Source organism: Cypionkella sp., from assembly GCF_034376685.1.
GTDB lineage: Bacteria > Pseudomonadota > Alphaproteobacteria > Rhodobacterales > Rhodobacteraceae > Cypionkella.
Genome location: NZ_JAXMJJ010000042.1, coordinates 23,146 through 45,147 on the forward strand (window position 1 = coordinate 23,146; position 22,002 = coordinate 45,147).

At 60.8% G+C, this 22,002-nt stretch carries 22 protein-coding genes; 12 read left to right on the top strand and 10 right to left on the bottom strand.

Going from position 1 to position 22,002, the window contains the following annotated elements; all coding sequences use genetic code 11:
• Positions 1-206 precede the first annotated feature (206 nt).
• Genes pyrC through U1A24_RS09535 form a run of 4 tightly spaced genes read left to right on the top strand, consistent with a single transcriptional unit; the run spans position 207 to position 2,809 of the window.
• Positions 207-1,472, top strand: a complete 1,266-nt coding sequence (gene pyrC, locus U1A24_RS09520) for a dihydroorotase (protein WP_322321742.1) — start codon at positions 207-209, stop codon at positions 1,470-1,472.
• Between the two features lie 18 nt (positions 1,473-1,490).
• The gene (plsY, locus tag U1A24_RS09525) at positions 1,491-2,099 is read left to right on the top strand and encodes a glycerol-3-phosphate 1-O-acyltransferase PlsY (RefSeq protein WP_322321743.1); all 609 of its coding nucleotides are present in this window, start codon (positions 1,491-1,493) and stop codon (positions 2,097-2,099) included.
• Positions 2,096-2,548 carry a hypothetical protein gene (locus U1A24_RS09530; protein ID WP_322321744.1) on the top strand — a complete coding sequence of 151 codons (453 nt, stop codon included), beginning with the start codon at positions 2,096-2,098 and terminating at the stop codon, positions 2,546-2,548. The genes plsY and U1A24_RS09530 overlap by 4 nt, the downstream gene beginning before the upstream one ends.
• Positions 2,549-2,809: a hypothetical protein gene (locus U1A24_RS09535; protein WP_322321745.1), complete on the top strand. Its 261-nt coding sequence runs from the start codon at positions 2,549-2,551 to the stop codon at positions 2,807-2,809. It begins immediately after the preceding gene.
• A 120-nt stretch (positions 2,810-2,929) separates the two neighbouring features.
• On the opposite strand, the gene U1A24_RS09540 is transcribed toward U1A24_RS09535, so the two are convergent.
• From U1A24_RS09540 to U1A24_RS09550, 3 genes are all read right to left on the bottom strand, one after another.
• Positions 2,930-4,273 (bottom strand): glutamate--cysteine ligase, encoded by a 1,344-nt coding sequence (locus U1A24_RS09540; protein WP_322321746.1) that lies wholly within the window; start codon positions 4,271-4,273, stop codon positions 2,930-2,932.
• 95 nt (positions 4,274-4,368) lie between these two features.
• Positions 4,369-4,914, bottom strand: coding sequence for a hypothetical protein (locus U1A24_RS09545; protein WP_322321747.1), 546 nt, complete (start codon positions 4,912-4,914; stop codon positions 4,369-4,371).
• Entirely contained in the window at positions 4,911-5,636 is a 726-nt protein-coding gene (locus U1A24_RS09550) for a 16S rRNA (uracil(1498)-N(3))-methyltransferase (protein ID WP_322321748.1), read from the bottom strand. The genes U1A24_RS09545 and U1A24_RS09550 overlap by 4 nt, the downstream gene beginning before the upstream one ends.
• A 12-nt stretch (positions 5,637-5,648) precedes the next feature.
• On the opposite strand from U1A24_RS09550, the gene ubiA reads away from it, so the two are divergent.
• The 3 genes from ubiA to U1A24_RS09565 all read left to right on the top strand — a co-directional run bounded on the left by ubiA (position 5,649) and on the right by U1A24_RS09565 (position 9,076).
• Positions 5,649-6,626: a 4-hydroxybenzoate octaprenyltransferase gene (gene ubiA / locus U1A24_RS09555; protein WP_322321749.1), complete on the top strand. Its 978-nt coding sequence runs from the start codon at positions 5,649-5,651 to the stop codon at positions 6,624-6,626.
• Between the two features lie 79 nt (positions 6,627-6,705).
• A complete protein-coding gene (locus U1A24_RS09560; RefSeq protein WP_322321750.1) occupies positions 6,706-8,727 on the top strand; it encodes an OmpA family protein in 2,022 nt (673 codons plus the stop codon).
• 19 nt (positions 8,728-8,746) lie between these two features.
• Complete coding sequence (locus U1A24_RS09565; RefSeq protein WP_322321751.1) at positions 8,747-9,076, top strand: hypothetical protein; 330 nt, start codon at positions 8,747-8,749, stop codon at positions 9,074-9,076.
• A gap of 99 nt (positions 9,077-9,175) precedes the next feature.
• Here the strand turns inward: U1A24_RS09565 and U1A24_RS09570 are convergent, their stop codons facing one another.
• Complete coding sequence (locus U1A24_RS09570; protein WP_322321752.1) at positions 9,176-9,958, bottom strand: alpha/beta hydrolase; 783 nt, start codon at positions 9,956-9,958, stop codon at positions 9,176-9,178.
• A 109-nt stretch (positions 9,959-10,067) separates the two neighbouring features.
• On the opposite strand from U1A24_RS09570, the gene U1A24_RS09575 reads away from it, so the two are divergent.
• Positions 10,068-11,546, top strand: a complete 1,479-nt coding sequence (locus U1A24_RS09575; protein WP_322321753.1) for an NAD-dependent succinate-semialdehyde dehydrogenase — start codon at positions 10,068-10,070, stop codon at positions 11,544-11,546.
• Positions 11,547-11,603: 57 nt separating this feature from the next.
• Here U1A24_RS09575 and U1A24_RS09580 read toward each other — a convergent pair whose 3' ends face one another.
• Both U1A24_RS09580 and U1A24_RS09585 read right to left on the bottom strand, forming a co-directional pair.
• Positions 11,604-12,173, bottom strand: coding sequence for a DUF1190 domain-containing protein (locus U1A24_RS09580; RefSeq protein WP_322321754.1), 570 nt, complete (start codon positions 12,171-12,173; stop codon positions 11,604-11,606).
• A gap of 4 nt (positions 12,174-12,177) precedes the next feature.
• Positions 12,178-13,356, bottom strand: coding sequence for a glutathionylspermidine synthase family protein (locus tag U1A24_RS09585; RefSeq protein WP_322321755.1), 1,179 nt, complete (start codon positions 13,354-13,356; stop codon positions 12,178-12,180).
• A 174-nt stretch (positions 13,357-13,530) separates the two neighbouring features.
• Here U1A24_RS09585 and U1A24_RS09590 point away from each other — a divergent pair, with 174 nt between their 5' ends.
• A complete protein-coding gene (locus U1A24_RS09590; protein ID WP_322321756.1) occupies positions 13,531-13,884 on the top strand; it encodes a cupin domain-containing protein in 354 nt (117 codons plus the stop codon).
• A gap of 145 nt (positions 13,885-14,029) precedes the next feature.
• Complete coding sequence (locus tag U1A24_RS09595) at positions 14,030-14,560, top strand: peptidoglycan-binding domain-containing protein (RefSeq protein WP_322321757.1); 531 nt, start codon at positions 14,030-14,032, stop codon at positions 14,558-14,560.
• Here U1A24_RS09595 and U1A24_RS09600 read toward each other — a convergent pair.
• Positions 14,554-16,509, bottom strand: a complete 1,956-nt coding sequence (locus U1A24_RS09600) for a DUF3857 domain-containing transglutaminase family protein (RefSeq protein WP_322321758.1) — start codon at positions 16,507-16,509, stop codon at positions 14,554-14,556. The genes U1A24_RS09595 and U1A24_RS09600 overlap by 7 nt on opposite strands.
• Before the next feature lie 112 nt (positions 16,510-16,621).
• Here U1A24_RS09600 and U1A24_RS09605 point away from each other — a divergent pair, with 112 nt between their 5' ends.
• Both U1A24_RS09605 and U1A24_RS09610 read left to right on the top strand, forming a co-directional pair.
• Positions 16,622-17,155: an RNA polymerase sigma factor gene (locus U1A24_RS09605; protein ID WP_322321763.1), complete on the top strand. Its 534-nt coding sequence runs from the start codon at positions 16,622-16,624 to the stop codon at positions 17,153-17,155.
• Complete coding sequence (locus U1A24_RS09610; protein ID WP_322321759.1) at positions 17,152-19,209, top strand: vWA domain-containing protein; 2,058 nt, start codon at positions 17,152-17,154, stop codon at positions 19,207-19,209. Before U1A24_RS09605 ends, U1A24_RS09610 begins: the two co-directional genes overlap by 4 nt.
• On the opposite strand, the gene U1A24_RS09615 is transcribed toward U1A24_RS09610, so the two are convergent.
• From U1A24_RS09615 to U1A24_RS09625, 3 genes are all read right to left on the bottom strand, one after another.
• On the bottom strand, positions 19,206-20,453 hold the full coding sequence (locus tag U1A24_RS09615) for an aminotransferase class I/II-fold pyridoxal phosphate-dependent enzyme (RefSeq protein ID WP_322321760.1): 1,248 nt from the start codon (positions 20,451-20,453) through the stop codon (positions 19,206-19,208). The two genes, U1A24_RS09610 and U1A24_RS09615, sit on opposite strands and share 4 nt — an antisense overlap.
• Before the next feature lie 108 nt (positions 20,454-20,561).
• Entirely contained in the window at positions 20,562-21,038 is a 477-nt protein-coding gene (locus U1A24_RS09620) for an Hsp20 family protein (protein WP_322321761.1), read from the bottom strand.
• 144 nt (positions 21,039-21,182) lie between these two features.
• Positions 21,183-21,983, bottom strand: a complete 801-nt coding sequence (locus tag U1A24_RS09625; RefSeq protein ID WP_416173478.1) for a trypsin-like serine peptidase — start codon at positions 21,981-21,983, stop codon at positions 21,183-21,185.
• Positions 21,984-22,002 lie beyond the last annotated feature (19 nt).

The following is a 22,002-nucleotide window of genomic DNA, read 5'->3' on the forward strand; positions in this document are numbered from 1 at the left end:
CCAAGCGGAAATGGTCGGAGGCCCGGATGAGCGGCATGGTGGCGACCGGGGTGCTGGTGTTTCTGGCGGTGTTCACGGTTGCGTTTGTTTGGATGGCGGGGTGAGGGTATGGCTGTGTCACGCGTTTTGATCGGTAGAGGCGTGGGCAATGCCATGAGCATTGAGCCGGCATGGCAGGGTGAGCCCCGCCCTACAGGAGATGCAGAATGACCCTCCACTTCACCAACGCCCGCCTGATCAACCCGGAAGCGGGCACCGATGAGATTGGCTCGCTGACCATCGACAATGGGGTGATTGTGGCGCTGGATGGCGACGCTCCGGCGGGGGCTGTCGAGGTGGATTGCGGTGGGCATTGTCTGGCACCCGGTATTGTCGATATCGGCGTCAAGATTGGCGAACCCGGTGAGCGGCATAAGGAATCGTTCCGCTCGGCGGGGTTGGCGGCTTCGGCGGGCGGGATCACCACGATGGTGGTGCGGCCGGATACCACGCCCTCGATCGACACGCCGGAGGTGTTGGAGTTTGTGACCCGACGTGCGGGCGAGGCGCGGGTGCGGATCCGGCATATGGCGGCGCTGACCAAGGGCCGCGCGGGGCATGAGATGACCGAGATCGGGTTTCTGCTGGATGCCGGGGCGGTGGCGTTTACCGATGTGTTCAAGGTTTCCAGCGATACCAAGGCTTTAAGCCGGGCGTATACTTATGCGCGGTCTTTGGGCGCGTTGGTGATCGGGCATCCGCAGGAGCCGGGGTTGTCGGCGGGGGCGGCGGCGACGAGCGGTAAGTTCGCCAGTTTGCGCGGGTTGCCGGGAGTTTCGGCGATGGCGGAGCGGATCGGGCTGGACCGTGATCTGGGCCTCGTTGAGATGACCGGGGTGCGCTATCACGTCGATCAGATCACCACGGCGCGCAGTTTGCCTGCGCTGGAGCGCGCCAAGGCGAATGGGTTTGATGTAACGGCGGGTGTGTCGATTCACCATCTGACGTTGAATGAGATTGATGTTGGCGACTACCGGACGTTCTTCAAGTTCACCCCGCCGCTGCGGTCGGAAGAAGACCGGATGGCGATGGTTCAGGCGGTGGCGGAGGGGCTGATCGACGTGATCGGGTCGTTCCACACGCCTGCAGACGAGGAATCGAAGCGGCTGCCGTTTGAGGAAGCGGCCTCGGGCGCTGTCGGGTTAGAGACGTTGCTGCCCGCCGCGCTGCGGCTGTATCATGCCGGGCAGTTGGATTTGCCGACGCTGTTCCGGGCTTTGGCGCTGAACCCGTCGAAGCGGCTGGGCTTGCCGCAGGGGCGGCTTTCGGTGGGGGCACCTGCGGATCTGGTGCTGTTCGACCCCTATGCGCCCTATCTGCTGGATCGGTTCAAATTGCACTCGAAATCCAAGAACACGCCGTTTGACGGCTGCCGGATGGAGGGTAAGGTGCTGGCAACTTATGTGGGCGGCCAAGCGGTTTATCAGGGTTAGTCAGGTCGGGGGTAAGACATGCCAGAGATTACATCTGCACCGTTGGTTTTGGCCGTGGTGGCCGTACTGGCGTATCTGCTGGGATCGGTGCCGTTTGGCGTGGTGATCACGCGGGTGCTTGGGCTTGGCGATTTGCGCAGCATTGGATCGGGCAATATCGGCGCGACCAATGTGCTGCGGACGGGGAACAAGGGCGCGGCCTTGGCGACGCTGCTGCTGGATGCGGCGAAGGGTGGCGTGGCCGTGCTGATCGCACGCTGTGCGGTGGGAGAGGATGCGGCGCAACTGGCAGGGTTGGCGGCGTTTCTGGGGCATCTGTTCCCGGTTTGGCTGGGGTTCAAGGGCGGCAAAGGGGTGGCGACGTTCCTTGGCACGCTGTTGGCTTTGGCTTGGCCAGTGGGGCTGGCGGCTTGTGCTACCTGGGCGGTGGCGGCGGCGGTCTGGCGGATCTCCTCGCTGGCGGCCCTTGTGGCTGCGGCGTTGGCGGGGCTTTGGTGCTTCGTGTTCAACGAAGGCCATATACTTGTGCTGGTGTTTATCCTGACCGTGCTGATTTATGTCAAACACTGGCCGAATTTGATGCGCCTGAAGGCCGGAACCGAGCCGAAGATCGGCGCGAAGAAGTGATCCGGCTGGCCGCCTGCCTGTGTCTGTTGGCCGCACCCGTCTTTGCCGAGGATACCGTTGAGGCGATTTTGGCCGAGGCGAAAGCCGATTGCGCCAGTCTGGATGGTGGCACCTTCAGCGCCCCCGAAGACGCTGTGACGGCCGTAGAATTGACCGGAGAGGGCGCGCCGGAACAACTGGTCGACGCGGCGAAGTTCCAATGCTCGACGTCGGCCAGCTATTGGGGCGGCACCGGGGGCTCGCAATTGTCGCTGATCGTGGCAGGCAAGCGGCTGGATTACTTTGCGCAGGACTGGAAAGTGGTCTTCTGGAACGAAGCTCCGGTGCTTTTGCTGTGGCTGAACGGCGGCGAGTGCGGCGGCGCGGGCGCTGATCCGTGTATTGAGGCGCTGGTGTGGAGCGATTTTAACAAGGCCTTCATGTCGGTGCGTCCTGACGCCAGTGAATAGATGACGGATGCGTTCGGGCTAGCTTTGGCGCAGATCCCCGAAGGCTATAGCGAGGGGCTGTATCGCGGCCAACGCTATCGCATGGAGAAAACCACCTACAGCCAAGGCCGCAGCATGAAATTCTATGCTCGCAACTTGGGTGGGGCGGATTTTGTCAGCCTGAACCTGTATCATCTGGCTGCGGGGGATGTGCTGAAGCCTTGCGAGATGGCCGAAGCCAAGGTGCGGGCCTTTGTGCTGGGTGTGGTGTTGGTCCCGTGAGCGCTTTGCATTGCTCTTTTTGAAATACTCAGGCCGGAATGGCGCGCCATTCCGGTTGGTCGGAGGCATCTGGCACGAATGCAGGGGCCTCCGGCGGGGATATTTGGGCCAATGTGAAAGTTACAGGCTGGAGGCTTCATAGATCGGCGTCAGGTCTTTGCCCCATGCGCCGTTGTAAAGATCAAGCCAGCGGTCGGCTTGGGTTTTCTCGGTGGCGAGGCTTTGCACCAAGGGGGCGAGGTAGCGTTGTTCGTCCAAACCACGGGCGGCAAGGCCTGCGTGCGACAGGCCCACGGCGGCGCGGGCGAGATCGAGAAGTTTGACGCCATTGGCTTCGGCTTGCAGGGCGCTGACGGAGGCGCCGACACGCAGACCCTCGCGGGTTTCAGCATCGAAGCCTTTCACCAGATCCCAAGCGGCATCGAGGGCGGCATCGTCATAGATCAGGCCGACCCAGAAGGCAGGCAGGGCGTCGATATGGGCTTGATCGCCACAATCGGCACCACGCATTTCGATGTATTTTTTCACGCGGGCTTCGGGGAACACGGTGGTCATATGGTCAGCCCAATCCGACAGGGTGGGCTTTTCACCGGGCAAAGCGGGCAGGTTGCCAGCAAGGAAATCGCGGAAGCTCTGGCCCAAGGCGTTGATATATTTGCCGTCGCGGTAGACGAAATACATCGGCACGTCCAAGACCCAATCGACATATTGCTGGAAGCCAAAGCCTTGATCGAAGGCAAAGGGCAGCATGCCGGTGCGGGCATTGTCCAAGCCGCGCCAGATGCGGCTGCGCCATGATTTATGGCCGTTCAGCTTGCCGTCAAAGAAGGGGGAGGACGCAAACAGGGCGGTGGCGACGGGTTGCAAGGCCAGCGCCACGCGCAACTTCTTCACCATATCGGCCTCGGACGCGTAGTCGAGGTTCACCTGAACGGTGCAGGTGCGATACATCATCTGGGTGCCGTGGGTGCCAACGCGGCCCATATAATCGGTCATCAGGCGGTAGCGGCCTTTCGGCATCACTGGCATCGTCTGCGCAGACCATTCGGGTGCAGCCCCGATTCCCATGAATTTGATCCCCAGCGGATCGGCAATTGCCTTCACCTCGTCCAGATGGTTCTGCAACTCGGCCGCACCTTGGTGCAGGTTCTCCAGCGGCGCGCCGGAGAGTTCAAACTGGCCACCGGGTTCCAGCGAGATATTTGCGCCGCGCCGGGTCATGCCGATGATATTCTCGGCTTCCAGCACCGGGGTCCAGCCAAAGCCTTGCAGCCCCGCGAACAGCGCGGAGACGGAACGGTCGCCAGCATAGGGCAGCGGCGCGCGGGTGTCGGTCAGCCAGCCAAATTTCTCATGCTCGGTGCCGATGCGCCAATCGGCTTTCGGTTTGCAGCCATCGGCCATCATTTCCGCAAGTTGCGAAAAATCTTCGATGAGGCCACCGCCGGACTGAGGAATCGACATGGGGCAGGGCCCTTTCGCTTTGGAATTTTCAGGATGCAACTGGTGAAGCGGCGCAAGCGCCAAGTCAAGAGAGGGCGCGATGTGTTACAAAGCGTTCACTCGCGTGCCAAAGCGCCTTGTGCGGTGCGGTGCCAGATGGTTGTGGTTTCTGCCGCCAGGGCCAGATGCGAAGCGCCGGTGCTGGGTTTGGCATCCAGTGCCGCCACCAGAGCCAGGGTGTTCATGCCGGGCAGACTGGCAAAGGCGTCAAACAACCGATCCGCCCCTGTCGCATCGACGGGGATCAGCAAGGCCTGCCCATCGGCCTGTTTCAAGCGCCAGACCCTGCGCCCACGCAGGGACAGCAGGCGCAGCTCGACCAGTTCGGGGATTGAGACATAGCCGCCGGACTGCGGGCCAAGATAGCCGATCTGGCCCTCGTCCACCTCGACAACACCCGGCGCATCGACGGTTTGGATAAAGCGCAGGCGGCGCAGCGCAAGGATACCCCAAGCCACCCCAAAAGCGCCGATGGCGGTGCCAACGGGGGTGAGCAGATAGCCCCCTAGCAGGATCAGCCACAGGCCAAAGCCAAGCACGGCGGTGGCCCAGATCACCTCGGAAAATCGCCGCAGCAGGGCGAGGAATTCGGGGCGGATCATGCCCAATCGCCCAAGGCGGCTTGCCACAGTGTCAGGGCTGCGACGGCAGCGGTATCGGCGCGCAGAATGCGGGGGCCAAGCGCAAGCGGGTGGATTTGCGGCAGGCCGCGCAGGCGGGTTTGCTCATCAGCCGAAAAGCCGCCTTCAGGGCCGATCAGGATCGCCCATTTCTCGCCGCGCGCACCAGTCAGGGTGGGGGCTTGGCCGACCATGACCTCATCACACCACAACAGTTTGCGGTCGGTGGGGAAGCTTGCAAGGAACTTATCCAGCGAGATCAGATCGCTTACCTCTGGCACAAAGGTCGCGCCACATTGCTCGGCGGCTTCTAACGCATGGGCTTGCAGGCGGTCTTGCCGGATGCGTTCAGAATTGGTGTGGCGGGTTTGCACCGGGATGATGCGCGCGGCACCCAGTTCGGTGGCCTTCTCGACAATGAAATCGGTACGGGCTTTCTTGATCGGGGCGAAGGCCAGCCACAGATTAGGCGGCAGGCGCAGGGCGGCGGTCTGGCGGTCGCAAATCAGGATGCCGCCGCGCTTGCCCGCCTCGGCCACCTCGGCCCGCCACTCGCCATCACGGCCATTGAACAGCGAAACGGCAGCCCCGCGCGTCAGCCGCATCACGTTGAACAAATAATGCGCCTGATCCGCGTTCACAGCCACGGCTTGCCCATGCGCCAAAGCCTGATCTACATAGAGCCTGATTTTTGCATCTGTCATGCCGGGGAATCTATGTCTGAGTTTAGGGAAAAACCAGAGGCCACGGAAATGTCAGAAGTCGGCGTGGCCGATGCGCCGAAAGGCAACTGGGTGGATCGCTATGCACCCGCCACGACGCGGCCCTATCTGCGGCTTTCGCGTGCAGATCGCCCGATCGGGACATGGCTGCTGTTGATCCCGTGTTTCTGGGGGATCGCTTTGGCGGCTTTGAGCGACGGGTTTCAGCTGTGGGATCTGTGGCTGGCGGTGTCGAGCGCGCTGGGAGCTTTCCTGATGCGCGGCGCTGGCTGCACCTGGAACGACATCACCGACCGCGAGATTGATGCAAGCGTGGCGCGCACCCGCAGCAGGCCGCTGCCCTCGGGGGCCGTAACGGTGAAAGCCGCGCTGGTCTGGATGGCGGCGCAGGCGGCAATCGCGGCACTGATCCTGTTTACTTACAACTGGTTGGCAATCGGGATGGGTGTGGCCTCGCTGGGTTTGGTGTTGATTTACCCGTTTGCCAAACGCTTTACATGGTGGCCGCAGATGTTTCTGGGGCTGGCGTTCAACTGGGGCGCGGTGCTGCTATATGCGGCCCATGCTGGCGAGCTGCGGCTGCCTGCGGTGTTGCTATATGGTGCGGGGATCGCGTGGACGCTGTTCTACGACACGATTTATGCACATCAGGACCGTGAGGATGACGCGCTGATCGGGGTGAAATCGACGGCACGGCTGTTTGGCGACAATTCGCGGGCATGGCTGCGCGGGTTTATGGTGGTGGCGGTGGTGCTGATGGCTTCGGCGGTGATTACCGTAGCGATTACCCCCGGAGAGGTTCTGAGCCTGATCCTTGCCCTGGCCGGGGTCTGGGGGTTTGGCTGGCATATGGCTTGGCAGTTGCGTCGCCTGGACATCGACGATCCCGAAAATTGCCGTCGATTGTTTCTATCGAACCGTGACGCGGGCCTGATTCCTGCGCTATTTCTTGCCGCTGCGGTTTTCCTTTGATTGATCCCGGTTGCTGCGCCCTCTATGCATCCGGGGGCCGGGACTCTCCGGCTATCAGACCGAGTTGCATGATCCTGTGGTGAAATTACCCCCATTGCCCCCGCTGAACCTGTCGCAGATCCCTGCGCGGTTTCTCGCCCCCAGCGCTTTCGTCGCGGCGGGGCTGATTTCGGCGCTGGTGGCCTATGGGGCTGTGGTTTTGGTCGAAGGGATTTCGACGAGGGCGGTGAAATCCGCGCTGCTGACCCAAGGCATCACTTATGCCAGCGTCGCCGCTGATGGCTTGCAGATCCATCTCAGCGGCACAGCCCCGAACGAAGCCGCACGGTATCGAGTGGTCAATCTGGTGGGCGGGGTGATCGATTCGTCGCGTATCAGGGACCGGATGGAGGTGACGCCGATCAAAGCCATTGAGGCGCCGCGGTTTTCCGTGGAAATGCTGCGCAACGATGATGGCATTCAGCTGATCGGCCTGTTGCCGGAAAGCGATACGCTGCAAGGCGTGAAGGATACCGCGCAGGCGCTTAGCCCGGATATTCCGCTGTCCGATATGCTGGAAACTGCTGCCTACCCTGCACCGGAAGGCTGGGACGCGGCGCTGACCTATGGCCTGAACGCGCTGAGCATGTTGCCGCGCTCGAAGATCTCGGTGGCGGCAGATCAGGTGGCGATCACCGCGATTGCCAGTTCGGACGCCGAAAAGCGCAGTTTTGAGACCCAGTTGAACAGCGCCAAACCGCAAGGGCTGTCGGTTAAGATCGAGATTTCGGCGCCGCGCCCGGTGTTGACACCGTTCACCCTGCGTTTTGTGAAAGATGCCGAAGGCGCGCGGTTTGATGCCTGTTCGGCGGATACCGACTTGGCGCGTGTGAAGATTTTGGCTGCCGCTGGCGCTGCAGGTGCGGTGGGCCGCAACAGCTGCACCGTGGGTTTGGGCGTGCCCAGCCCGCGCTGGGCCGATGCCACCATCGCCGGGATCAAGGCGGTGGCGGAATTGCAAAGCGCCACGCTGACCTTCGCCGATGCTGATGTGACGTTGCTGGCGGGCGCTGATGTGCCGCAGGCGGATTTTGACCGAGTGGTGGGCGAGTTGGGCGCGGCGCTGCCCGATGTGTTCTCGCTGAAAGCTACGCTGGAGAAAAAGGCCACGGGCGGAGTTGCTGGCCCGGCGGAATTCACCGCCAAGCTTGCCCCCGAGACCCGTCGGCTGGAAATGCGCGGACGTCTGACCGATGAGACGCTGCGCAAAGCGGTGGACAGTTTCGCGCGCGCCGAGTTTGGCAGCAACATCTACCTTGCGACGCGGATGGACGCAGATCTGCCGACCGGCTGGCCTTTGCGGGTTCTGGCCGGTTTGCAGGCAATGGGCGAGTTGGACAATGGCACGCTTCTGGTGCGGGCTGACACGGTGGAGCTGAAAGGCATCACCGGCTCTCAATCGGCCAAGGTACGGATTTCGCAGATTCTTTCCGAGAAGTTGGGGCAGGGTCAGACCTTCAAAGTCGATGTGAAATATGACGAAGCGCTCGATCCGCTGGCAGGTATCCCCACCCCGGAGGAATGCGCGCAGGATGTTGATGACGTGGTGGAGCAGCAGAAAATCACCTTCACGCCGGGTTCTGCAGAGATCGACGCTGCGGCCAGCGGTGTGATGAAAGCGTTGGCCGATGTGCTGAAAGCTTGTCCCGGCGTCAAACTGGAAGTGGCGGGCTATACCGACTCGCAAGGTTCTGAGGCGGGCAACCTCGCACTCAGTCAAGCGCGGGCAGAAACCGTGGTGTTGGCCTTGCAGGGGCGGCAGATTGACATATCCGGCATGGTTGCGCGCGGTTACGGCGAGGCTGATCCGCTGGTCGACAACACGACCGAAGCCGGACGCGAGATCAATCGGCGCATTGAGTTCCGCCTGATCGGAACGCCGAAACCAGCTTCTCCCGATGCGGCCAAAGCGGCTGCAACAGCGGCAAAAGGCTCGGATGCTGCACAAGGCACGGCCGCCGCTGCCGAAGGCGGGCCAGATTTCTCGGGCGATACCAGCCCTTCGGTGGCACCCCAAACAAAGACCATCGCGCCGAAGCAACGGCCGAAAAAGCAAGAATAACACAAGGGCAGGGCCAGATATGAACCGCACCGAATTTATCGCAGCCACCGCGGTCATCCTGCTTTTGGCGTTTGCGGCTGGCTGGTTCACCTATTGGCTGCTGCACCGTTTTACCCGTGTGGCGGGAGGCGATATGGGCGAGATGGATCGTCTGGCGCAATCGCTGCATGAGGCGGAGGAGTTGCGCGATCAGGCCATTGTTTACCTCGAAAGCCGCGAGGGCGAGTTGATGAACCAGATCGCCCAAACCGAAGCCGAATTGCGCGCGGCGATGGAGGGCTTGCGCGATGCGCGCCACGAGGCGGAAGAAATGCGCGCCTATATTGAGCGGATGCACGCGAACAGCTAGGCGGCTGCGATTATTGGGAAAAATCAGGAGCATTCTGCCCCTCGCGCCACGGCGCTCGCCCCTGAGGATATTTGGGCACAGAGGATGAGCTTGGTGGCTTTATAGGCCGCTGAGGCAGGTTTTGATCAGCGGTGAGGTCGGGTCTTCCAGCGCGTCAATGACGTTGAAATGATGGGTGCCGGGATCGACTGTCCACGGGCAATTCCAGTTTTCCGACAGGGTGCGGGCCTGCCACAGAAAGGCGGGACGTTCGGCGCCGCCGACCCAGATATGGGCATCGGTGCGCAAAGCGTGGCGGGTTGGGCTTTCTGCTGCGATTTCCGCAGCGTCGAGGCGCAGGTTGGGTTGCATATCGGTTTGTGCCAAGGGTTCAAGCTCAGCCAAAGGCGAGATTGGCACAACGCGGTTGAGGCGGGCTTGCAGGATGGGGTTGCGGTCGGGGTTGCCCATGCGCGCGGCGAGGTGACCGCCTGCGGAATGGCCGGTGACGACGACCGGGCCTTCGACAAGGGCGCAGGCGGCGGTGATGGCGGCATCCACTTCGGTTGTGATCTGGGAGATGCGCGCTTCGGGCGCGAGGGTGTAGCCGGGCATAACACAGGCCCAGCCACGGGCGATGGCTCCGGCGGCGAGGTGGGACCAGAGGCTCTTGTCGGTTTCCAGCCAGTAGCCGCCGTGGATGAAGATCATTAGGCCTTTGGGCGTAGATTCGGGCAGGAACAGATCGAAGTGGTTGCGCGGGGCGGGGCCGTAGGAGAGATCAAGCCGGGCGCGATCCCCGAGACTGTCGCGGAATGCGGCGGCCTTCGTCGCCCACAGCGCGGGCAGTGCATCGGACCCCGGTATGAAAGCGCCGTTCTGATATTCGCGGGTCATGTCCATCGTGATCACTCCAGTTTGCCGCCAGCTTTAGGTCCAGCATTGGTGGAGGATGTGGACTTTTAAGTCCAGAGCGGGCAAGCAGGGGCAACCCGTGACAATGGAGGCCCCCATGCTCGATTCCGTGACCGATCTGCGTTCTTTGTTGAAAGACCCCAGCCTGCTGCCGAACAAGGCCTATGTGGCGGGGCAGTGGATTGACGCCGCTGATGGTGCGACCTTTGCGGTGACTAACCCGGCGCGTGGCGATGTGATTGCCCATGTGCCGGATCTGACCCGTGCTGATGCGGCGCGTGCGATTGCGGCGGCGGATGTGGCGCGGCGCGAATGGGCGGCGCGGACGGGCAAAGAGCGCGCAGGCGTGATGCGCAAGTGGTTTGATCTGTGCATGGCGGCGCAGGAAGATCTGGCGACGATCCTGACCGCCGAGATGGGCAAACCTTTGGCCGAAGCAAAGGGTGAGATCGCTTATGGTTCGGCCTATATCGAATGGTTTGGCGAAGAGGCGAAGCGCACTTACGGCCAGATTATTCCCGGCCATATGCGTGACAAGCGGATTTCGGTGCTGAAACAGCCGATCGGTGTGTGTGCGTCGATTACGCCGTGGAACTTCCCGAACGCAATGATCGCGCGCAAGGTTGCCCCGGCTTTGGCTGCGGGTTGCGGGTTTGTGGCGCGGCCTGCGGCGGAAACGCCATTGTCGGCGATTGCGTTGGCGGTGTTGGCGGAACGGGCTGGGGTGCCGGGTGGGGTGTTCTCGGTGATCACATCGTCGCGCTCATCCGAGATCGGCAAAGAGTTCTGCGAGAACCCGGCCATTCGGAAAATCACCTTTACCGGGTCTACCGAAGTGGGACGCATTCTGCTGCGTCAGGCGGCGGAACAGGTGTTGAAATGCAGCATGGAATTGGGCGGCAACGCGCCGTTCATCGTGTTCGACGACGCCGATCTGGATGCGGCCGTTGAGGGCGCGATGGTTTCGAAGTTCCGCAACAATGGGCAGACTTGCGTGTGTGCGAACCGGATCTATGTGCAGGCCGGGGTGTATGATGCCTTTGCCGAGAAACTGGCGGCGGCTGTTGGCAAGCTGGCGATTGGCGATGGCTTGAATGCTGGCGTGACCACTGGGCCGCTGATCAACGAAGACGCGGTTGAGAAGGTTGAGGAGCATATCGCTGATGTGCTGGCGGGCGGTGGCAAGGTTTTGACAGGCGGCAAGCGTCACGCTTTGGGCGGCACGTTCTTTCAGCCGACCGTGGTGACGGGTGTGACTCCGGCGATGAAGGTTGCCAATGAGGAAACCTTTGGGCCGCTGGCACCTTTGTTCAAGTTCGACACCGAGGAAGAAGTGATCCGCCGCGCCAATGATACGATCTTTGGTCTGGCAAGCTACTTCTACGCCAAGGATATTGGCCGGATTACCCGCGTGCAGGAACAGCTGGAATACGGCATGGTGGGTGTGAACACCGGGCTGATTTCCAACGAGATGGCCCCATTTGGCGGCGTAAAGCAGTCGGGTCTGGGCCGTGAAGGTTCCAGCCATGGCATCGACGATTACATGGAACTGAAATACGTCTGCTTGTCGGTTTAATCCGGTCAGACTGGAAGCGGACGAAAAACGGCGCGGGGCAACCTGCGCCGTTTTTTCTTATCCGCCCACTGCCCGGTTCGCACCCGAGCCACCGAAACCGCCGCGTGATTGCACTTGGGCTTTGGTCATCGGGGCCAAGCCCTTGGTGACTGGGGCCTTGTTGAATGCGCTGGCGCTGATGCTGCCGCCGCTGTTGAGGTTGCTGATCCGGGTGCCACCGTTCGGTGTGGCAAAGCCGCCGCCCGCCGAGCGCACCACGGGCTGCGACATCACCCGACCGCCACCCAAGGCCTGCCCGATCATGTAGCCCATCAGCAGCGGCATGAACACCGAGCCACCGCCGCCGCTGTTCGCCGCCGCATCGCCACCGCAGGCGCCTTCACCATGCTCTGCCTCGCACAGCTCGCGGCTTTCATAGCGGGGGGCGGTTTCGTCATGCAGCTTTTGCGCCTCGGCAAAGGCGGTTTCGCAATCGGCAGCCGAGAACCAACCATCCGGGCTGGCCTCGGCCAGACAGCTTGCCTTGTCAGCAAAGGCGCTGGCTTCGGTCTTTTCCTCGGTGCAGCCAGCCACCCCGAAAGCCGCTGCCCCTAGCAAAGCCAATGCGACATGACGTGAGCGTTTCATTGGCTTACCCCTCAATAAAATGCGGTTTGAACCGCGACAAATCCTGCGTGATGCGGCTGCGATCTTCGCGCAAACCCATGCCGACGCAAGTCTCTCCGACAATCCACGCGCCGATTACCGGGCGCATCTCGGCATATACGGGAAGAGGATGATAGGCCTGCACGATCTTCGGGTGCTGGTCGTAGTCACGCGCGGTGGCGGCTTCCAACACGGCGCCATTCTGATGGATCGTCACCGATTGGCCTTCGCGTGAGAAGATCGGTTTTACCACATAGCCACCAGCGAGCAGATCAGGTGCGCGGCCCAAAGCCGCCTCATCCTCAAAATAGGCGGGCAACAGGTTGGGGTGGCCTTCAAACATCTGCCACAGCATCGGGAGGATCGCCTTGTTCGACAGGATCGCTTTCCACGCAGGCTCGATGAACCGACAGCCCGAGGCCGCAATCTTGTCGGCAAATGGATCGCGCAGCAGATCTTCCCACGGGTAAAGCTTGAACAAGGTGCCGATCACCCGATCTTCGGAATCGGTGAACTGCCCCTCGGCGCTGATGCCGATCTTGTCGAGGTCGGTGTAATGCGCGCCCAAGCCCGCCTCACGCGCGGCCCAAGCCATGGTTTCCACCGTGGCGTAATCCTCCGGCGCACCCGCAACAGCTGCGAAATGCAGGTCAGTGTCGGGAGCAAACATCTCAGCCAGACGGGCAACCAAAGCCTCATGCACGCCGTTGAACTGATCCGAGCCTTGCGGCAGCACGCGGGCGGCCAGTTGCTGCTCAAACCACAGCCATTGGAACGATGCGCTTTCATAAAGCGAGGTCGGGGTGTCGGCGTTGTATTCCAGCAGCTTTGCAGGGCCATTGCCGTCATAGGCCAGATCAAAACGGCCATATAACTCGGGTTCGCCCTGCTGCCAGCTTTCCGCCACCAGATCCCAATGCGCGCGCGGAATATCCATCCGCTGCATCAGGCTTTCCGAGCCGATCACCTGTGCCACAGCCTCGCGGCACATGGCATGAAGTTCAGTGCTGGGGTCTTCGATATCGTCTTCGATCTGGGCCAGCGTGAAGCTGTAGGCCGAGGTCTCATCCCAATAGGGCTCGCCATACATATCGGCAAAGGTGAAACCAAGCTTTTCGGCTTCGCTGCGCCAGTCGGGGCGTTCGGGCAGGGGTATACGGTGCAACGGCATCTCCACAGGGTTGCAGCAGATATCATGGTTGCCAGCGCCAGACACAAGCCCTGCTGGCGCATTGTCGGATCTGTGCATTGTCGGGTCTGGCGGGGCGGATGTCGGGGATGGCTGGGACAATCTGGCGTCAATCGCCACACTGGACGGCGACCTAACAGGAGTATCCCTATGCAAACCGTCGTCAAACTGCCCGCCACCACCGGATCAGAACCCTCTACCGCTGATCTGGATGGCTGGATCGTCACCGAAGGCAGCCCTAAAATGAAAACATGGGCGCTGCACACCTCGGCTGCGGGCGATATGGTCTCGGGTATCTGGGAATGCACCGTCGGCAGCTATCACGCCACCTACAGCGCATACGAATATGTCGTGCTGATCGAGGGTAAAATTACCATTACCCCGGATGGCGGTACGCCTGTGACTGTCAAGGCCGGTGATTCTTTTGTGGTGGAACCCACGTTCAAGGGCACTTGGAAAATCGAAGAAAATGTCCGTAAGCATTTCGATTTCCGCATAAAATAAAGCCCTTACGGCGGGGTCAGCATTTTTACCCCGCCGTAAACACCGTCTTGTTATCGCCTATCAGTCCCACGATTTTGCTTATCGGCTGCTCTATCCCCATGTTGATCTCATCGGCCAAACGAGACTGCTCTCGCTGGCCTCAAACATGAAAGGATATGACATGCTGCCCGCTGTCTCGAATATCAAACGCAACACGGTTGCGCTTCTGACTGCTCTCGCCATTGCTCTGCCAGCTACACCTATGCTGGCTTGGGGCCAACGCGAGCAGGACGTGCTGAAAGGCGCTGCTGGCGTCATTCTGCTGCAAGGCATCATCCGCGAAACCAAACCGAACAAGAAACACTACCAACCGCGTTACGAGCCCCGGTACGAACCGCGCTACGAACAACCGCGCTATCAGCAGTATCAGCCGCGCTATGAACCTCGTTATGAGCCGCAGCGCGTCTCGGTTTACAGCACCGCCGCCGCGCGGGCGTTCAACAACTATTCGTCGTCCGAGCGTCGGTTGATCCAGCGCCGCCTGTCGGCTTATGGGTACTATCGCGGTGGCATCGACGGCTCTTTCGGCCCCGGCACCTATAACGCGGTGGTGGCTTATGCCAATGCGCAAGGCCAGACCCGGCAACTGGCTTCGACCAACAGCGCATACGGCGTCTATGACGGGCTGATCTATTGATCGTCCGTACGGCGAGACAGATCCCACGACCATGAGATGTTGTTTTCAGCCAGCTTGTCGTCGCGGATCACCGCGGCGACATCTTTTGCGGGAACGGTTTTTCCAGTACGACGGAAACTCCATACCAGTTCCATATTGCCACCCGGCGTTGCTGTGCCGTTGAAGTTGAACTGAAATCCCGGATTATGCAGATGTACTGGGGCTGGTGGGTTAAACTCAATGGGACCGTTCACGACGCGCGTGATGAACCGGGTGTTTTTTGCACCGCCAACAGCCATCGGCAGTTTGCGTTCCCCGTCCAGAGTTCCAGGCAAGTTTGAGGTAAAATCTTCAGCGCCAAAACGGAAATCAGTTAGCAAATCGGGTTCGGCCAAAGCAGCGCGGGACATAAAGTACACCTCATGCGTGGTGAAGATATTGCGGTCGCGGTCATCCTGCATGGTGATAGTCTGCGTCATGCGCAGACCGCGATAGTGGCCCCGGTAATAGTCGAAATAGCCGTCGCCGATTTCTTGCGCGGGCTTCACGGCAAATTCCTGGCGTTTCCAGTTGGCGGCGTCGTGGCGATACTCGGCCTGAACGTCAAGGAACACGCCGATGAAGGTGAAGCGGAAGGTTTCGGTGATGAATGTTGAATTGCGCTCGGGTGTGACTGGAAGCGGTTCCAGAAAAGCCTGACCTTTCACCCGCAACGGCAGGGCGAAACCGTAGTCTGGCTGTGCGCCCGTGGTAAAGTCGCCGCCTTCATAGCTGCCAGTGGCATCGGCCCAATAGGTTTTGCCCTTCAGTTTGACCTGCACGATGGCATGATCGAATACGCTGGGCTGCGGCAGCTCGTTTTCCAACGCATAGCCCCGATCCACATCGGTCAGGGCGACAGCCGCGTCGATGCCTAAATGGTGCAGCATCACCCGGTAGAGCAGCGCCTTGTCTTTGCAATCGCCAAAGCCCGAGGTGATCACTTCGTTGGGCGGACGCGCATAGATGCCACCCGCGCCCACGGAAAGCGAGACATAGCGGATGTCGTCCTGCACCATCCGCAGAGCGGTGATGGCGGCTTTTTCGGCGGGTTGTGATTTTAGTGCATCGAGTCGCGCCAGCCACTCGGGTGGCAGGGGGTAGTCTGCCTGGTAATACTCTGCCAGCAATGAGGAAAACCGAGTCCAATCCGCCTCTGCGCTGATGCGCAAGGCGGCATCGGGATCATTTTCAACCGGAGTATTATCCTCCAGCTTGTTCGGCATGGCATTCAGCAAACGCCATTCCAGCCGTAGGCCGCCGGTTTCAGGCGTTGCGACGTGTTCGATGCGACTAGGCAGGGCCGCAACATGCAGCGGCACTCCGTTCGGCCAATGCACCACAACGCGGGTTTCGGCGACAGGCACGCGATAATCGAGATATTCATAGACCGCTTGCCCTGCCCCCTTGATCACCGGAGCGCTGCGGTGCAGCCAGATCACATCCACCGCGTCGCCCACTTTCAGATCGGGCAGTTGCAGAAATACCGTGAGTGTTCCGTCGATGATACCGCTTTCCAGCCGGGTTTCGCGACGGAAGATGTCTTCCTTCAACTTGTCACGCCATGCGATGATCTTGCCGTCACGGATCACGTTCAGCCGCACCAAGGTCAGGTCTTCGAATTCGGGTGCGAAATCACTGCTGATCGCCGCCGCACGCTCCAGCCCCGCGCGCTCGATGACTTTGGTGACCGTGCGCGAATAGCTGAGTTTATCTGCGCCTTGCCAGGCGATCTGATCATCCGACAGCAGGAAGTAGATACCGTCTGGCGATTGCTTCCTTTGCGCGGGAATTTCGGCGGGGATTGGTAAATCCTCGGCCCAAGCGGGGGCATCGCCTTTGTGGAACCCTCCCGCTTCTGCTGCGCCGCTGATCAGCAGGGCAAAAAGCGCGACAACAACCGGGGCAATGCGCAACTGACCATCCAACATGAGTTTTTCGCAACCTATCGGGTTTGCTGCATGGTGCAAGCAGTCGGCGAGATATTTTTTGCGCGAGGCCAAGGATTGCATCGCCCCCTGCGTCCAACTTAATGTCATGCTGATGGAAACCCCGGATGAAACTTTGGCCTTGGCCGCAGCTGGCGGTGATCGGGATGCGTTCGCGCTGCTGGTGGAACGCCACTATGACCGCATTTATGGGCTGGCCTATCGACTGATCGGATTGCGGGCCGAGGCGCAGGATCTGGCGCAGGATATTTGCGCGGCGTTGCCGGTGAAGCTGAGGCATTGGCGGGGAGAGGCCCGGTTTACCACTTGGCTGTATCGCGTGGTGATGAACGCGGCGCATGATTTGCGCCGCCGTCAGGCCACCCATGCCAAGGCCGCCAGTGGTTGGGGTGATTGGGAAATCGCGCGGCAGGATGAGATTGCCACGCAGGCCGAGGCGCAGGAGTGGTTGGTGTCGGCAATGGCGCGATTGTCGGTTGAGTTGCGCGATACTGTGGCATTGGTCTTGGGCGAAGAAATGACTCAGGCTGAGGCGGGGGCGGTGCTGGGTGTGTCGGAAGGCACGGTGGCCTGGCGGATGTCAGAGGTGAAGAAACGCCTGCGCGCGATGGCGGAGGAAGCAAGATGAGCGATGAGTTTGACGCCCTGAAGGCTGCATTGCGCGCTGTGCCTGCGGCTGATCCCGCTGCCAAGGCTGCCGCAATGCGATTGGCGATGGAAAATTTTGATCGGCTCCAAGGATCGACCGAGGGTTTGCGTCCTAAGCAAGACCGCCCTGTGAAGGCGGGTATCTTGCAAAAGGGTCTCGCCATGTTGAATGCGTTGAAGATGAAACCTGTTCTTGCTGCCACCACTTCTGTCGCCGCTTTGCTGGTGGGGTTTGTGGTGATCTTGCCGCTGTCGGGGAAGGGTCCGATGGAGGAGGCGCGGGGCAAGCAGCCTGCCTTGCAAGTCGATGCGCCTGTTGACTTGCCAGTGCCGGATGCGTTGCCAGAGCCGATGATTGAAGCGCAGACAGGCGCTGCCCGTAAAAAGGAAGCTCCGAAAGTGGCAGAAGCTCCAGCGAAACCCGCGACGGAACCGTCAGCTGAGGATGGCGCGCAAGCAAATCTGGCGGCTGATGCGACCCAAGCTGCGCCGCAGTCAGAGCCAGAGGTGGTGATGCAGAACGATCAGGCGCTTGCCGATGCGGCACCTGCGCCGATGCCAACCGGGCGGGCTGTCGCTAAAATGGCAGCAGAAAGTTATGTGGCGGGTGTTGTGGCTGAACCTATGCAGCAACCACAGCCCAACACCGAAACCTTCGCCAATGCCGACGCGAATCCAGTGAAGGTGACGGCTGAGGAGCCTCTTTCGACCTTCTCGATTGATGTCGATACCGCATCTTATGCCACTGTGCGGTCTTCGTTGAATGCGGGCTATCTGCCCGATCCGGCTTCGGTGCGGATTGAGGAGATGGTGAACTATTTCCCCTATGCCTATCCGAAACCCGAAGGCGATCAGGCGTTCCGACCCACCATTACAGTGATGCCGACGCCGTGGAACCCGAACACGCGGTTGGTGAATATCGCCATTCAGGGCGCGGTGCCGCAGGTGGCAAATCGTCCGCCGTTGAACCTTGTGTTTCTGGTGGATACCTCGGGCTCGATGGAGGATGCCAACAAGCTGCCGTTGTTGAAGCAATCGCTTGCGCTGATGCTGGGGCAGTTGAAGCCTGAGGATCAGGTGGCGATTGTGGCCTATGCGGGCTCGGCAGGGCAGGTGTTGCCGCCGACCAAGGCGACCGATACGGCGGTGGTTATGGGTGCGTTGGATCAGTTGGCGGCTGGTGGGTCGACCGCAGGCGCGCAGGGGTTGGAACTGGCGTATCAGACCGCCGAAAGCATGAAGGCGGAGGGCGAGATCAGCCGCGTGCTGCTGGCAACCGATGGCGATTTCAACGTGGGGATTGATGATCCCGAGGCGTTGAAAACCTTCATCGCCAAGAAGCGCGAAAGCGGGGTGTATCTGTCGGTGCTGGGCTTTGGTCGTGGCAATCTGGACGATGCGACGATGCAGGCGCTGGCGCAGAACGGCAATGGCACGGCGTCTTATATCGACACGTTGAACGAGGCGCGCAAGGTGTTGGTCGATCAGCTGAGCGGGGCTTTATATCCCATTGCCGATAATGTGAAAATTCAGGTGGAATGGAACCCGGCGCAGGTCGCGGAGTACCGCTTGATCGGTTATGAAACTCGCGCTTTGGCCCGCGAAGATTTCAACAATGACAAGGTTGATGCCGGTGATATTGGTGCAGGCACGGCGGTGACGGCGATCTATGAGGTGACGGCACCAAACAGCCCGGCCCTGCGCAATGATCCGCTGCGGTATGGCACGGCTGCGACGCTCGAAGGCTCCGATGAGCTTGGCTATCTGCGGCTGCGTTCGGTTGCACCGGGCGGGACGGACAGCACCTTGCAGGAGACCCCGATCCTGCCGGGGACGCCGGTGACCGATGAAACCCGCTTTGCCGCCGCGATTGCCGGGTTTGGCCAGTTGCTGACCGATACGAAATACCTCGGCGATTGGGGCTGGGATCAGGCGATTGATCTCGCCCTCGCCTCGCGTGGAGCGGACGAGTTCGGCTACCGGATTGAGGCGGTGAACCTGATGCGGACGGCCAAGGCGCTGAGCCAGCGTTAATCTGCCAGCGCGCGGTCCAGATCGTCGATCAGATCGCGCGCATCTTCCAGGCCGACCGACAAGCGGAACACGCCTTCGCCCGCGAAACGCTTGTAATCGCTCAAGCTTTCTCCGGTCATCCGATAGGTTGAAGCCATGATATCATCGGTGCCGATATGCACGCAGATGCTGCGCTGATGACCGAGTGAAAAGGCGTAGTGCATCACCCGGAACCGCGCCGCCATCTTCTGCGCCACCGCTTCGGGATCGGCGGTCTGGAAGGTGATCATGCCGCCAGGAAGTGCCATCTGACGGCTTGCGAGAGCGTATTGCGGGTGGCTGGCAAGGCCGGGATAAGTGACGGCCAAGACCTTCGGATGCGCCTCAAGATGTTTTGCCAACACCATGGCGTTTTCCGAAGCGGTGCGCAGGCGCGGGAACAATGTGTCGATGCCGCGCAGGATCAGCCAAGCGTTTTGCGCCGACAAAGCCGCGCCCAGATAGACACCAGATGAGGCACGGATGCGCGAGATCAGCTCTTTGCGGCCAATCACCGCCCCGCCCAACGCATCGCCGTGGCCGTTCATGAACTTGGTCAATGAGTGGATCACCAGATCTATGCCATGCGTCAGCGGTTGGGTCAGCACTGGGGTCGCCAAGGTGCTGTCCACCGAAGTTAGCACGCCCGCAGCCTTGGCAATCTCGGCGAGGGCAGAAAGATCCGTCAGGCGCAGCAAGGGATTACAGGGGCTTTCGGCGTGGATCAGTTTGGTATTTGGGCGCAAGGCCGCTTTGAGCGCATCAAGGTTTGAGAGATTGGCCGGAGTGACCTCAATGCCAAAGCCCGGCAAAATCCGGGTGGCGAGTTCATAAGCGCCCGCATAGCAGACATCGGAAATGATCAGATGATCGCCGGATTTCAGCAGGGCAAGAAAGGTCGCGGCAATCGCGGCAACGCCGGTGGCCGTTGCAAGGGCGTCCTCGGCGCTTTCCAGACTGGCCAGACGGCGTTCCAGATCGCGGACGGTGGGGTTGGTCCAGCGGGCATAGAGATAGGGCAGTTCGGTCAGATCCCCGACGCCGTCCGCGGAAAACGCCGAGCCGCCGGGGGTGAAGACGTTGTTCACCGACATTGAAATGCCGGGTGCAATCGCACCGGTCATCGGATCGGGCCGCAAGCCACCATCCAAAGCGCGCGTGGCGGGGTGCATCGGGTGAGATGCCTCAACAGCCGTGATTTGCTTGGGGGGAAGGTGCGTTTTCATCGGCTCTCCGTGCGGCTTGTCCAAAGCGTGACGCAGCTTATCGCAGAGTGATTGCCAAAGCAAAAGGCCCGGCGCAGGGCCGGGCCTTTCGGGTAGAGGGGAGGGCGCTTAGGTGTTGGCGGTTTCCACTTGGGATTCTACTGCCTTTACGTCAACATCCGAGCGGCGACCGATCTCAATCCGACGCGGCTTCAATGCTTCGGGGGTTTCGCGCACAAGGTCGATGTGCAGCATGCCGTGCTCGTGGGCGGCACCCGTGACACGCACATGGTCGGCCAAAGCAAAGCGGCGATCAAAGGCGCGGGTGGCAATGCCGCGGTGCAGATAGGCTTTGCCTTCGGCCTCGGGCGCTTTGCGGGCGGTGACGTGGAGCGCGCCGTCTTTCACTTCAACCGACAGCTCATCGGGAGAGAAACCGGCCACAGCGATTGAAATGCGATAGGCATCCTCGGCGGTTTTCTCAATGTTATACGGGGGATAGGTAGGTTGGGCCACATCGGCATTCAAAGCCCGGTCGACCAAATCGGCCATACGGTCAAAGCCAACGGTGGCACGATAGAGCGGAGCAAAATCAAAATTGCGCATAGTCATCCTCTTTCAAGCGATGGCCGTTTTTCAACGGCGCGGAAGCCTTCCCAGAAGGGCAAGGCGGTTGACGCCGCCAAGCCCGATTGCGGCACTTTGGCGACTACGCTGATTTGGGAAGTGCTTTGGCGGCTTTCAAGACCCCTACGGTTTAACGAATTTCGCGCCGCTGGCCTTGCCGCCTGAAAGGATGTTGACCTTGGCCCCTGACAGAGCCACCGCGCCAATATCCTTGGTGATTTCCGCCATCACCACTGCCAGAGGGCTTTCCAACGTGGTGCCAAGTGACACTTTCTGACCATCCGCTTCGGCTTTGGCCGAGACCACAGAAACGATCTGCGGCACACCAGTTTTCACGGTGAAGATCGGCGCGCCAGATGAGCCGAAATCGACATTGCACGACAGCACCAGAATGGCGCGAGAGCTGTCAATCACATGGCAGATCTGTTGCAGCGAGGGGGCCTCGGCGCGGTCTTGCGCGTAAGACACTACGCCCACCTCATCGCCCAGCAAAGGCGGCGCCCCTGTGGCAATCGGCTGGATGGAGGGCTGGCGGATCGGCTGATCAAGTTGCAAGAGCGCTACATCAAAGGCGGTGCGGCTGATCTCATCTGCGCCGGAATAGACATAATCGGGGTGTGCCACGGCGCGCGCAACACCGCGATAGGCCTCTGCCCGGCCATTGCGCAGGCCAGCAAGAAACTCGATGTCCCGCACCTCAATCCGGGCACCGGTTTCCTTGTCAAACAGGCAATGCGCGGCGGTCAGCACCAGATCGGGGGTGATCAGCGTGCCTGTGCAAAAGCCCCGGTCGCTGAGATTGAGCCGCCCAACTGCATTCCAGCCCTTTGCATCATCCCCGGTTTGCATGCTGACCAGCGGGGATTGCTGTGCGGAAGCCGGCAGGCTTACAAGGGCAAGCAGGGCGATCAGGGCGAAACGCATGTATCCTCCGGTGTGGTTG